The 12,328-nt window shown below is 71.6% G+C and carries 11 protein-coding genes and 1 pseudogene; 4 read left to right on the forward strand and 8 right to left on the reverse strand.

Annotation, left to right across the window (positions count from 1 at the left end):
* Nucleotides 1-22 precede the first annotated feature (22 nt).
* Complete coding sequence (locus tag OG933_RS10305; protein WP_362523116.1) at nucleotides 23-607, forward strand: hypothetical protein; 585 nt, start codon at nucleotides 23-25, stop codon at nucleotides 605-607.
* 44 nt (nucleotides 608-651) lie between these two features.
* Complete coding sequence (locus OG933_RS10310; RefSeq protein WP_362523118.1) at nucleotides 652-1,683, forward strand: tetratricopeptide repeat protein; 1,032 nt, start codon at nucleotides 652-654, stop codon at nucleotides 1,681-1,683.
* Nucleotides 1,684-1,704: 21 nt separating this feature from the next.
* Here the strand turns inward: OG933_RS10310 and OG933_RS10315 are convergent.
* Both OG933_RS10315 and ggt read right to left on the reverse strand, forming a co-directional pair.
* Nucleotides 1,705-1,839, reverse strand: a pseudogene (locus OG933_RS10315) (4-hydroxy-2-oxovalerate aldolase); the annotation flags it as partial.
* A gap of 145 nt (nucleotides 1,840-1,984) precedes the next feature.
* Entirely contained in the window at nucleotides 1,985-3,796 is a 1,812-nt protein-coding gene (ggt, locus tag OG933_RS10320; protein ID WP_405626623.1) for a gamma-glutamyltransferase, read from the reverse strand.
* Between the two features lie 143 nt (nucleotides 3,797-3,939).
* On the opposite strand from ggt, the gene OG933_RS10325 reads away from it, so the two are divergent.
* Nucleotides 3,940-4,686 carry a hypothetical protein gene (locus tag OG933_RS10325; RefSeq protein ID WP_020125506.1) on the forward strand — a complete coding sequence of 249 codons (747 nt, stop codon included), beginning with the start codon at nucleotides 3,940-3,942 and terminating at the stop codon, nucleotides 4,684-4,686.
* 98 nt (nucleotides 4,687-4,784) lie between these two features.
* A complete protein-coding gene (locus OG933_RS10330; protein ID WP_405633334.1) occupies nucleotides 4,785-6,338 on the forward strand; it encodes a CocE/NonD family hydrolase in 1,554 nt (517 codons plus the stop codon).
* Between the two features lie 48 nt (nucleotides 6,339-6,386).
* On the opposite strand, the gene OG933_RS10335 is transcribed toward OG933_RS10330, so the two are convergent.
* The 6 genes from OG933_RS10335 to OG933_RS10360 all read right to left on the reverse strand — a co-directional run bounded on the left by OG933_RS10335 (nucleotide 6,387) and on the right by OG933_RS10360 (nucleotide 12,077).
* On the reverse strand, nucleotides 6,387-7,130 hold the full coding sequence (locus OG933_RS10335; protein WP_362268757.1) for an amino acid ABC transporter ATP-binding protein: 744 nt from the start codon (nucleotides 7,128-7,130) through the stop codon (nucleotides 6,387-6,389).
* Nucleotides 7,131-7,246: 116 nt separating this feature from the next.
* Entirely contained in the window at nucleotides 7,247-7,666 is a 420-nt protein-coding gene (locus OG933_RS10340; protein ID WP_405626624.1) for a DUF6278 family protein, read from the reverse strand.
* 116 nt (nucleotides 7,667-7,782) lie between these two features.
* Complete coding sequence (locus OG933_RS10345; protein WP_142266843.1) at nucleotides 7,783-8,562, reverse strand: exodeoxyribonuclease III; 780 nt, start codon at nucleotides 8,560-8,562, stop codon at nucleotides 7,783-7,785.
* Nucleotides 8,563-8,601: 39 nt separating this feature from the next.
* Complete coding sequence (locus tag OG933_RS10350) at nucleotides 8,602-9,237, reverse strand: MBL fold metallo-hydrolase (protein WP_405633335.1); 636 nt, start codon at nucleotides 9,235-9,237, stop codon at nucleotides 8,602-8,604.
* Between the two features lie 43 nt (nucleotides 9,238-9,280).
* Nucleotides 9,281-10,591: a 4-carboxymuconolactone decarboxylase gene (gene pcaC, locus OG933_RS10355; protein ID WP_362523126.1), complete on the reverse strand. Its 1,311-nt coding sequence runs from the start codon at nucleotides 10,589-10,591 to the stop codon at nucleotides 9,281-9,283.
* Between the two features lie 223 nt (nucleotides 10,592-10,814).
* Nucleotides 10,815-12,077: a sulfite oxidase gene (locus tag OG933_RS10360; protein WP_405626627.1), complete on the reverse strand. Its 1,263-nt coding sequence runs from the start codon at nucleotides 12,075-12,077 to the stop codon at nucleotides 10,815-10,817.
* Nucleotides 12,078-12,328: the final 251 nt, after the last annotated feature.

The following is a 12,328-nucleotide window of genomic DNA, read 5'->3' on the forward strand; positions in this document are numbered from 1 at the left end:
GGGCTGGGCGACGGGGGTCGGCATGGCGAGCGGAACGGGACCGTCACCCTGGGCCGGGCGGGGGCCGGGTGCGCGCAGCACGCTGTTCTGGCCGGGACTCCTGGTGTGCGGATTCGGCGCCGCACTCCTCGCGACGGGCATCGACGGTCGCGTCACCGACGACCGCTCGCCCCTGTGGTCGAACGCCCGAGATCCTTCGGTGCCCTGGCTCGACGCGGCCCTGCGCGGGGAGGGACCGCCCTGGCCGCAGCCCGGCGCGCCCCTGGCCTGGCTCGACCTTGTGCTGCTGGGCGTCTTCAGCGTCAACGCCGGTCTCGTGCTCTGCCACCGGGTGGTGCGGCCGGGGCCGGGTGATCTGTGGGGCCGGCTGCTGCACACCGTGTCCCAGGCCGTGCTGGCCGTCGGGATGATCGAGTTCGTGCACTTCGGCGACTGGATGAGCCGGCCCCACCCGGCCGGGTCGCCGCCCGTCGACAACACCCAGGCCTACACCGCACTCGGGGTGTGTCTCGTGGCCGGACTGATCGGACTGGCCGGCTACGGCCTGTGCGGAATCACTCCGCTGATCACGGCCGAGGCGGGCGTCGCCGAGAGCAACCGCGCATGAACGGGGACGGCGCCCGCACCGCTGACGTAAGAGGGGGGACCTCGTTGAGCACGAACGAACCGTCGTCCGGCGGCACGCCGGACGAGGAGGCGGGGCTGTACGCGGAGGCCGGCGACCTGCATCGCCGGGGCCGGCCCGACGAGGCGCTCCCCCTGCTGCAGCGCCTCCTCCAGCGGTCACCGGACGACGTCGCCGCACGCTTCGCGCTCGCCGTCTGCCTGACCGACCTGGGGCGGGCACCCGAGGCCCAGGCGAGCCTCCGGCGCGTCCTGGACAGCGAGCCGCGCCATCATCTGGCCGCGTACCGTCTCGGCCGGATCCTGCAGGCCGAGGGTGCGACGGGGGAAGCCGCCGAGGCCTACCGACTGGTCCTGACGGTCACCGACCACCAGGACGCCCGGGCCCGGCTGCGCGAGTGCGAGGCCTCCGCGGCCCGCCCGCAGCCCCTGCTGCCCCCGGCCGGGCCCGCCGGCGGTGCGCCGCCCCTGGTCGGGCCTGCCCTCACGCCGGGCCCGCCCACCCTGCGGGCCCGGGTCGACTCCCACCGGGTGGCCGACCGCGGGCACGTCGTCCGCTCGGTCCGCCTCAAGGCCCGCCATCTCCTGCCTTCGCTGTTGAAGCACCTGCTGATCGCCGTGGCAATCGCTGCTCTGCTGTTCGTCGCCGGAGAGAGCCTGCGGATCCCCATGGGCGTCCGCATGCTCGGACTGCTCGCCCTCCTGGCCGTCGTGGCCCAGATCCTCACCTTCCCCCTGGTCGCGTACGTCAAGACGCGGACCAACGGTGCGGACTTCTACGAGTACGGCGTCGATGTGAAGGCCGGCTTCGTCCGGCGGCGGGTCCAGTTCGTCTGGTACTACCAGATCGTCGAATCACCCAGCTATGTGCGTACGTTCGGCACATATCTCACCAACACCGCATCCCTGGGCCTGCGGTACAACGAGGCGGGTGCCTCGTCCACGGAGTATGTCGAACTCCCGGGTGTCGGTACGCCCGACGACGTGCGGGAGATCGGCAGATACGTGGAGTCGCGCATCTTCCCCGAACGGCATGTCATCCGCGGACCGTGGACCTGACGCCCCGGCAGCACCGGTCAGGACGCGGACCCTGCGCGGCGCGGGAAGTTGTACGAGATGGTCGGCGGCGTCCATCAGCGCGAACAGGTCGCAGCCACGCTCCCAGCCCGTCGAGCCGACGACCGCGACGAACGCCTCCGGCGGGCAGTTGCCCGCGCACGTGGTCAGGTATGCGGCGGCGGAAGTCGTGGGCCGATGGCGGGGCGGCCTCCGCGAGACCGCCCCTCACCGCTTCATGACCCGCCGCATTCCGGCAGCCCAGCCAAACCCGAAGGTCAGGCGGCGAAATCCTGCTGACGTACTAGGGCGCCGGACGCACCACCTGGGCCGAGCCGCCGCCGCGTCGTACCTTCTCGGCGGCGGCCAGCCACTTGCCGTTCGGCAGCCGCTGCACGGCGGTGGCCGCGCCGATCTCCGGGTTGAGCTTGAAGGAGTGCCCGATGGCCTCCAGTTGGGCGCGCAGCCCGTCGGGGCTGGTGTCGTCGTAGAGCGCGGGCTCCAACTCCGTCTGGGCGGCGTTGCGTTGGCTGGCGCGTGGGGCGGCGATCGCGTCGACGAGCGGCAGTCCGCGGTCGACGAACTCGGTCAGGGTCTGCAGCACGGTGGTGATGATGGTCGCGCCGCCGGGCGAACCAAGCGCCACCACCGGCTTGTTGTGGCGGTCGAGCACGATCGTCGGCGAGATCGACGAGCGCGGCCGCTTGCCCGGTCCTGGGAGGTTCGGGTCGTGGACGGCCGGGCTGGCGGGGGCGAAGGAGAAGTCCGTGAGCTCGTTGTTCAGGAGGAAGCCGCGGCCGGGCACCGTGATGCCGCTGCCGCCGGTCTGCTCGATGGTGAGCGTGTAGGAGACCACGTTGCCCCACTTGTCGGCGACGGTGAGGTGCGTGGTGTTCTCGCCCTCGTACGTCGTCGGCGCCGCCGTACCGCCCGTGCCGCAGGCGGCCGGGTGACGCGGGTCGCCGGGCGTCACCGGGCTGGTGAGGACCGCGTCGTCCTTGATGAGGCAGGCGCGTGAGTCGGCGTACCTCTGCGACAGCAGCTGCTTCGTGGGGACGTCCTCGAAGGCGGGGTCGCCGACCCAGCGCCCGCGGTCGGCGAAGGAGATCCGGCTGGCTTCGAGGTAGTGGTGCAGGTACTGGACCTCGCTCGCCTTCGAGAGGTCGGTGTTCTCCAGGATGTTGAGGGCCTCGCCGACCGTCGTGCCGCCCGAGGACGAGGGGGCGATGGAGTAGACGCCCAGACCGCGGTACGAGGTCTTCGTGGGCGCCTGGAGCTTGGCCCGGTAGGCCGCGAGGTCCTTGGCGGACAGGTCGCCCGGCCGGGCGTTCCAGCCCGAACCGGGGTCCACGGGCGGCTTGTTGACGGTGGAGACGATGTCCTCGCCGAGGTCGCCGCGGTAGATCGCGCCGACGCCCTTGCGGGCCAGCTCCTCGTAGGTGCGGGCGAGGTCGGGGTTCTTGAACGTCGATCCCACGACCGGGAGTCGGCCGCCGGGCAGGAACAGCTTCGCCGTGTCGGGGAAGTAGCGGAAGCGGGTCTCGTTGGCGGCGGTCTGGGTGCGGAAGGTGTCGTCGACGGTGAAGCCCTCGCGGGCGATGCGCTGGGCGGGCTTCAGGACCGTGCCGAGCCTCTCGCTGCCCCACTCCCTCAGCGCGGTCGCCCAGGTGGCGGGGGTTCCCGGCGTGCCGACGCCCAGGCCGCTGCTGACGGCGTCCGCGAAGGCGAGCGGCTTGCCGTTCTCCAGGAAGAGACCGGAGTCCGCGGTCAGCGGGGCGGTCTCACGGCCGTCGATGGTGTGCACCGCACGGGAATCGGCGTCGTAGTAGACGAAGTAGCCGCCTCCGCCGATACCGGAGGAGTAGGGCTCGGTGACGCCGAGGGCGGCGGCGGTGGCGACGGCCGCGTCGACGGCGTTGCCCCCCTTGCGCAGTACCTCGATGCCGGCCGCGGAGGCGTCCGCGTCGACGCTGGCGACCGCACCGCCGTAGCCGACGGCGACCGGGACCTTCGCAACAGTGGTTCTCTCAGCGGCGGGTGGCGCCGCGGCCCCCACCGTGACCACGGCGGCCGAGACCGCCAGGACCGACAGTTTCCGCGCGACAGGGCGACGCATCCGTACCTCCAGTCCAGGACCGTCCGCGCAGCGTAACCACATTCACCGGGCCCTGACAGCCTCCTTCCGGGCACTGTCATACGAACGCCACACCTCGAACACGGGTACGCCCCGGTCGTGCTCGCCCGCTACCATGCGCGCCCATGAACGACGACGTGCGCAACATCGTCCTGGGCGTGGTCGCGGCCGGCATCAGTGCCGCGCTCGGCTGGTTGACCCGCACCTACCTGTGGAAGCGCAGACTCCGGCGCAAGCAGGCCTTCTTCGGGCTGCCCGAGAACTCGGAGTGCCTGCTGGTCGTCAACCGCGACGCGGGCAGCCCCGACCTCGCGGTGCACCGCCACGACGTGTTCGCGCTCCTGGAACTCGCCGCGCTCATCAAGGACTGCGGCGCGGGCGCCGAGGTGGTCACCCAGGACGCGGCCCGGCAGGGTTTCGGAGAGCGGACGGAGTTCTGTGTCGGCGGCCCGGGATCGAACCGGCGGATGGCGGCCCATATCCAGGCCATGCTGCCCGGGGTGCGCATCAACACCGACCGCGAACCGGGCCCGGACCGGCTGGCGTTCCAGATAGGCAGCGAGCACCACCGCATGGAACCGGGCGTCACCGAGTACGTCCTGCTGGCCCGGCTCACCGCCGGCCGGCGGCGCGAGGCGCGGCCGGTGTTCCTGTTCTGCGGCCAGCGCGCGATCAACAACCAGGCCGCCACCCGCTACCTGGTCCGCAACCACGAACGGCTGGCCCGCAAACACGGGTACGACTCCTTCGTACTGCTCCTGAAGGTCATCAACTCCCAGGTGTACGGCCCCGATGTGGTCGAACTGGTGGCGGACGTGACCCGGGCGGCGCAGGCACCCCTGCCGGACACGACAATTGTTACTGCGACGTAACTTACCGACGGTTACCTCCGACGGGACCCAGCGGTTACCGTCGGGTCACTTTGCGATGGCGCAGGCAAGAGGAGTGACCCGTGGGACGACCGCACCGCATGGCCCTTCGTACGACCGCCATGGGCGCCGTCTCCGCGACCCTGGTCGCCGGCGGGGCACTGGGCCTGGCGCCCGCCGCGCAGGCCGGCACCGGCGGAGTCCGGTACGTCGACATCGCCGGGGACGGCGGTACGGTCCTCAAGGCCAACGTGGTCACCCCCGCCGGCGCCGACGGCAGCCGCCGCCACCCGCTGATCGTGCTGCCGACGAGCTGGGGCTTCCCGCAGGTCGAGTACCTCGCCCAGGCACAGCGGCTCGCCGACTCCGGGTATGTCGTGCTCAGTTACAACGTGCGCGGCTTCTGGCAGTCCGGCGGCGAGATCGACGTGGCCGGGCCGCACGATGTCGCCGACGCCGCCAAGGTCGTCGACTGGGCCCTCGCGAACACCCCGAGCGACCCGGGACACGTCGGCATGGCGGGCGTCTCGTACGGCGCCGGGATCAGCCTGCTGGCCGCCGCCCACGACCCGCGCGTCAAGGCCGTCGCCTCGCTCAGCGGCTGGGGCGACCTGATCGACTCGATCTACTCCGGCCGCACCCAGCACGTCCAGGCCGCCGCCGTGCTCGACACCGTGGGCACGGTCGCCGGTCGCCGCAGCGCCGAGTCCCAGGAGGTGTTCTCGGCCTTCTACTCCTCCGACCTGTCGAAGGAGAAGGACATCGTCGCCTGGGGGCAGAAACGTTCCCCCGCTACCTACCTGGACCAGCTCAACAAGAACGGCACGGCGATCATGATGGCCGGCGCCTGGGGCGACACGATCTTCCCGCCCAACCAGTCCGCCGCCTTCTACGAGCGGCTGACCGGCCCGAAGCGGCTGGAGTTCCGCCCCGGCGACCACGCGACCGCCGAGCTCACCGGTCTGTTCGGGCTGCCCAACGACGTGTGGACCGACACCGAGCGCTGGTTCGACCACTACCTCAAGGGCGAGGACAACGGCATCGACCGCGAGCAGCCCGTCCGGCTCAAGTCCCGTTCCACAAGCGGTTACGAGGGATATCCGGACTGGAAGTCGGTGAACGCGACCCGGAAGAAGATCGCCCTCGCCGGCTCCACCACGATCCACACCAACGTGGACTCGGGCGCCGACGGCGGGATCGTCTTCCTGTCCAGCATCCTCGACCAGGTGGCGAAGCTGCCCCCGGTGGCCGCGATCCCCCTGCTCCCCCGGCGCTGGGCCGCAGTGTGGCAGTCCGGGAAGTACGCCACCGCCCAGCAGGTGCGCGGCACCGCGCAGGTGCACACCACCGTCACCCCGACCCAGGAGAGCGGCACCCTCGTCGCCTACCTCTACGACGTGGGGCCGCTCGGCCTCGGCAGACTGGTCGCCAACGCGCCGTACACCTTCCACGGGCACACGCCGGGCAAGTCGTTCGGTCTCGACCTGGACCTGTTCTCCACGGCCTACGACGTCCCGGCGGGGCACCGGCTCGCCCTGGTGGTCGACACGGTCGACCCGCTCTACATCGAGCACAACCCGTCCGGCGCGCGGCTGACCTTCTCCTCGCCGGCGAACGACCCGTCGTACGTGTCGGTTCCGCTGCGCGGGCAGTGATCTCCGGCCGCCGCCGGGGCGGGTGGGCTCTGCGGCTGGCGCCGTCGCTCAGTGCTTGAGGATCTTGGACAGGAAGTCCTTGGCGCGGTCGCTGCGCGGGGCGGTGAAGAACTCCTCGGGGGTGCGGTCCTCGACGATACGGCCGTCGGCCATGAAGATCACACGGTTGGCGGCCGAGCGGGCGAAGCCCATCTCGTGGGTGACCACGACCATGGTCATGCCCTCCTGGGCGAGCTGCTGCATGACCTCCAGGACCTCGTTGATCATCTCGGGGTCGAGGGCGGAGGTGGGCTCGTCGAACAGGAGCGCCTTGGGGTCCATGGCGAGGGCGCGGGCGATGGCCACGCGCTGCTGCTGGCCTCCGGAGAGCTGGGCGGGGAACTTGTCGGCCTGGTCGGCGAGGCCCACCCGGTCGAGCAGTTCGCGCGAGCGCCGGTCGGCCTCGTCCTTCTTGCGCTTGCGTACCTTCACCTGGCCCAGCGAGATGTTCTGCAGGACCGTCTTGTGGGCGAACAGGTTGAAGGACTGGAAGACCATGCCGACCTCGGAACGCAGTCCCGCCAGCGCCTTGCCCTCCTCGGGCAGCGGCTGTCCGTCGAGCGTGATCGAACCGGAGTGGATGGGCTCCAGCCGGTTGATCGCACGGCACAGTGTCGATTTCCCCGACCCCGAAGGGCCGATCACCACGACCACCTCCCCCCTGCCGACGGTGAGGTTGACGTCCTGGAGGACATGCAGCTCCCCGAAGTACTTGTTGACGTCACGCAGCTCGATCAACGGATCGACGGCCATGCGCAGCCCTACTCACTTTCAGCTGTGTCGTGGTTGCCGCAAACTATCCACAGAAGACTGGAGTTGAGGCACGACACGCACTTTTCTGTCATTAGCCGTATTTACGCGCTCGTACTTCAGTTCTCGGCCACCTCGGCGTACAGCTGGGACAGTTCGGGGGTCCCGGTCGCGGCCCACTCGCGCCCTGCGGTGACCACGTCGACCTCCCGGCCGGACGCCAGCCGGACGACGGGTTCCCCGCCGGGCCAGATCACCCAGACGGAACCGGGCACCGTACGCACGACGACCGTCCCCAGGTAGAGCCCGGCGTCGTGACCGAACCAGGGCAGGGTCTCCTCGTCCTCGCGCCAGCGCGGCGGAAGCTGGTCCAGTGCCTCCAACGAGGCGGCCGTGTCGTCCAGTCCGATCCCCTGCCGGGCCACCTGGGAACGCAACAGCTCGCATTCGGAGAGGAGTTCGGCGATCCCCTCGGGGTCCTCGGCGAGCACCGCCGCACGGTACTTCTTGCTCCTGTTGCCCAGGAAAGGGATGTTCATAAGCCCAGCGTGACATTCGCACCGGCGTGCGCACCACAGGCGCGCTGGCACATGCCGAGGGCCGAGACCGCGGTCCGGGCGGGCATCGCGCGTAGACGGACGGGCACCGGCTCCCGCTACACCTCGAGGTCGACGACGACCGGAGCGTGGTCCGAGGCGCCCTTGCCCTTGCGCTCCTCGCGGTCGACGTAGGAGTCCTTGACGGCCTTGGCGAACGGCTCGTTGCCGTACACCAGGTCGATGCGCATGCCGCGGTTCTTGGGGAACGCCAGCTGGCGGTAGTCCCAGTACGTGAACGGGTGGTCGTACTTCAACGGGCGCGGGACGACGTCCGACAGGCCGGCCTCGCGCAGCGACGCCAGGGCGGCCCGCTCGGCCGGGGTGACGTGGGTGAGGCCCTCGAAGGCGGCCACGTCGTACACGTCGTCGTCGGTCGGCGCCACGTTGTAGTCGCCCATCACCGCGAAGGGACGGCTGCCCGCCGCGTCGCCCGCGACGGCGGCCTTGAGGGCCTCGAACCACTGGAGCTTGTAGGCGTAGTGCGGGTGGTCCACCTCGCGTCCGTTCGGCACGTACACCGACCAGACGCGGACCGGGCCGCAGGTCGCCGCGATGGCGCGGGGCTCCGGCGCCCCGTCGTAGCCAGGGTCCCCGGGCAGGCCCTTGACCACGTCCGCCAGGCCGACGCGGGAGATCACCGCCACGCCGTTCCACCGGCCCGTGGCATGCACCGCCGCCTCGTAGCCCAGTTCGCGCAGCTGGTCGAGCGGGAACTGCGCCTCGGCGACCTTGGCCTCCTGGAGGCACAGCACGTCGGTGCCGCTGCTCTCCAGCCAGGCCAGCAGCCTCGGCAGGCGGGCGGTGATCGAGTTCACGTTCCAGGTCGCGATACGCATGCCTCACAACCTACCCGGCGGGTCCGACAACGCCCTCGCTCAGACCTCCGCGGAGGCCCCGGGCGCCAGCCGGCGGTGGTCGGCGCCGCCCAGGTTGCCCAGGTGCGTGTCGTAGATCGGACGGGCGAGGTCGGTGAGCAGGGCGTCGTGGATGTCGTAGACGCGCTGCGGCCGGACCTCGCGGACGTACTCGATGACCTCGGAGATCTTGTTCCAGGGGGCCTGGACCGGGGCCAGCAGGGTTTCCACCGGGTGTCCGGGGACGGTGAGAGCGTCTCCGGGGTGGAAGACGCGGCCCTCGTCGACCAGGAAGCCGACGTTGGTGACGCGCGGGAGGTCGGGATGGATGACGGCGTGCAGCTCGCCGTGGACCTGGACGCCGAAACCCGCGGCGGTGAACGTGTCGCCGTGGCCGACCGTGTGCACCCGGCCGGGGAACGCCGCGGAGAGCTTCTCCGCGACGGACCTCAGGGTCCAGATCGCGACGGCCGGGTCGGCCTCCAGGGCCGCCCGCAGCCGCTTCTCGTCGAAGTGGTCGGGGTGCTCGTGGGTGACCAGGATCGCGTCCGCCCCGACCGCGGCGTCCGCCTCGCTGAATCCGCCCGGGTCGAGGACGAGCGTGCGCCCGTCCTTCTCCAGGCGCACACACGCGTGCGACTTCTTGGTGAGTTTCAGAGCCGTCATGAGATCCATCCTGCCCCCGCGTCCGGTGCGCGGCTCACTCGGTGGGGGTGGTCTCCTCCCGGATGACCTGCTGCGCCACCTTGAACGCGCTGTTCGCCGCGGGTACGCCGCAGTAGACGGCTGCCTGGAGCAGCACCTCCTTGATCTCGTCCGGGGTGAGGCCGTTGCGCAGCGCGGCACGGATGTGGAAGGCGAGCTCCTCCAGGTGGCCGCCCGCGACCAGCGCGGTGAGCGTGACGCAGGAGCGGGAGCGCCGGTCGAGGCCGGGCCGGTCCCAGATCTCGCCCCAGGCATAGCGGGTGATGAACTCCTGGAAGTCCCCGGAGAAGTCGTCGGCCTGCGACAGCGCCCGGTCGACATGGGCGTCCCCGAGGACCTCCCGGCGCACCTTCAGACCGGCGTCGTACGGATCGGGGCGGCCCATGGCCTGCACCGGTTCGAGGACCGGGGCGGGCGCGATCTCCGCGATGGCCACCGGCTGCGGAGGCTGCTGGGGCACGGTCAGGACCGCCCTGACGGGGATGCCCGGCACGGCCGTCTGCCCGGTGCCGGAGTCGTAGGCGGGCTGCCAGGCCGTGGAGAAGTGGCGGACCAGCAGGTCGGTCACGGCCGCGGGCTGCTCCACCGGCACCAGGTGCGAGGCGCCCGGTACGACGGCCAGCCGGGCGTCCGGGATGCCGGCCACCAGCGTGCGCGCCTCGGCGGGGCCGGTGACCTGGTCGTCCGAGCCGACGAGGACCAGGGTCGGCACACCCACGAGACCGATCTCGGCCCGCACGTCGAAGGCGGCGAGCGCCTCGCAGGCCGCTATGTAGCAGCCGGGGTCGGTGGTGCGCACCATCTGCACGGCCCACTCGGTGATCGCGGGCTGCGCGGCCGCGAAGCCGCTGGTGAACCAGCGGTCGGGCGAGCTGCGGGCGATGGGGTCGAGACCGTTGGTGCGGACTATCACGCCCCGCTGCCGGAACTCGTCCGCCGTGCCGAACCGCGGCGAGGCCGCGATCAGCGCGAGGGAGGCGACCCGCTCCGGGTGCCGCAGCGCCAGCTCCACGCCGACCGCGCCGCCGAACGCGCAGCCCGCGTAGCCGAAGCGCTGCACGCCGAGCCCGTCGAGGGTGGCGAGCAGCCGCCCGGCCAGGTCGGAGACCGAACCGACCGGGTAGGCCGGGGCGCCGCCGTGGCCGGGCAGGTCGTAGCGGAAGATCCGCCACTGCTGGGCCAGCTCGGGAACCTGACGGTCCCACATGTGCCATGTCGTGCCCAGTGAGGGGCCCAGGATCAGGACAGGGGCGTCCTCCGGCCCGTCGAAGCGGTATTGCAGGGTGTTGGTCGTACTCTCGCTCACCCGGTTCACGCTCCCACATCTCACAATTTCTCACGCGCTTGGGTCGGAACCCCGTGCAAGCCGTCCCAGGTTGTGGCAGCCCCGCGAAGATCCTCTGCACCGGGCTTCACCTGCCCGCGCCGGGCGGTCCGTGAGACCCGATGCGCGTGCATCGTACAGACGGACTCCGTGAAACCCGTGCCGAGCGCCGGGCCGACGCTTTTCCGGCGTACGCGCGTTCCCCTCACACCGCCCGGACGGGGTGCCGGACCACGGCGTCGAACAGATAGCCCTGGGTGTTCGGGACGGTTGTGTCGGGCTGGGTGCGGCCGGTGCTGTCGGTGGCCCGGGCCAGCAGGGTGTACGCGCCCGGCGCCGACGGGCGCCAGTCGGTGGACCAGCGGACCCAGCCCGCGCGGCGCGGGACGTCGTGCAGCCGGGCGCGCCGCCAGCGGGCCCCTCCGTCGGTGCTGACGTCGACGCGTACGACCGCGCCGGCGCCGGACCAGGAACGTCCGGTCAGACGGTGCACGGCACCCGCCCCGAGGCTCGCGTCCCAGGGCAGCTCCCAGGCGCTCTTGACGGTCTGCCGGGTCAGCGGGGCGCTGCCTCCGTCGGGGTGGGCGCTGCCGAACAGCCGGTAGAAGTCGGTGTTCCAGGGCGAGTAGAGGGGCTGCGCGGACACCTCGATGTCACCGACCCACTTGATCGACGCGATGCCGATCCAGTTCGGCACCAGGACGCGTACGGGGAAGCCGTGGTCGTACGGCAGCGGCTCGCCGTTCATCTCGTAGGCGAGGAGGACGTCGTCGAGCGCCTTGGACACCGGCAGGGGCCGACGGACCCGGCCGAGGTCGGTGCCGTCGGCGGTGACGTAGTCGGGGTCGAGGCCGCGGGGCAGGACGTCGACGGCGTGACGGGAGATCCCCGCCCGTCGCAGGACGTCGGCGAGGCGGACCCCGCGCCAGCGCGCGGTGCCGATCGCGCCCAGTGTCCAGGCCGTGCCGCTGACGGTCTGGCCCTGCTGGGAGGTGAAGAAGCTGCGGCCGTTGCCCGCGCACTCCACGAACGCCGTGCGGGTGACCGCGGGGAACTTCCTCAGGTCGTCGAGGGTGAACTCGACGGGGGTGGCGTGGGTGAGTCCGTCGCCGTGGACGGTGAGGGTCCAGTCCGCGGCGTCGAGCACGGGCGTGGAGGTGTGGTTGCGGACGAAGAAGTGATCGACGGGGGTGTGGTAGCCGGTTCCGGCGAGGGAGGCGAACTTCGCCTCGGCGTTGGTGCCCCGGACCGTGAACCGGTCGTCGGGGAGCGCCTTGACGATACCGGGCGACGTCGCCGCGGCGGCCGGCGCGGAGAACGCCGGGGCCGCGGCGGTGGCGAGTCCGGCGGCGGCGACGAGGCGGAGCAGATCGCGCCGGGAGACGCCGTCGGCGCGTGCCTCGCCGGCCAGCCACTGGTGCAGTCTGCGGCGGTCGTAGGCGGATTCGGGCGTGGGAGACGTGGGCATGGGCCGGCCTTTCCGGGGGCGGGGTGCCTGGACCGGGACGCGATCAGGGCGTCAGAAGGCGCGGCGCGTCCACGGCGGGAGGGTGCACAGGGGTGAGGTGAGGATCAACAACAGCCGCGCGAGAGCAGCGCGCGGTACCGCGGGGCGGGGCGGTGGTCGTCGAGAGTCACGGGCGCCATCGTACGAGGCGGGCGGAGAAGTGGGGAGCGGTTCGGGCGAGTTGGGCGGCCGCGGGGCGCGGACACCGGCGG

The sequence above is a fragment of the Streptomyces sp. NBC_00016 genome, assembly GCF_045040885.1.
In the GTDB taxonomy this organism is placed as follows: domain Bacteria; phylum Actinomycetota; class Actinomycetes; order Streptomycetales; family Streptomycetaceae; genus Streptomyces; species Streptomyces coriariae.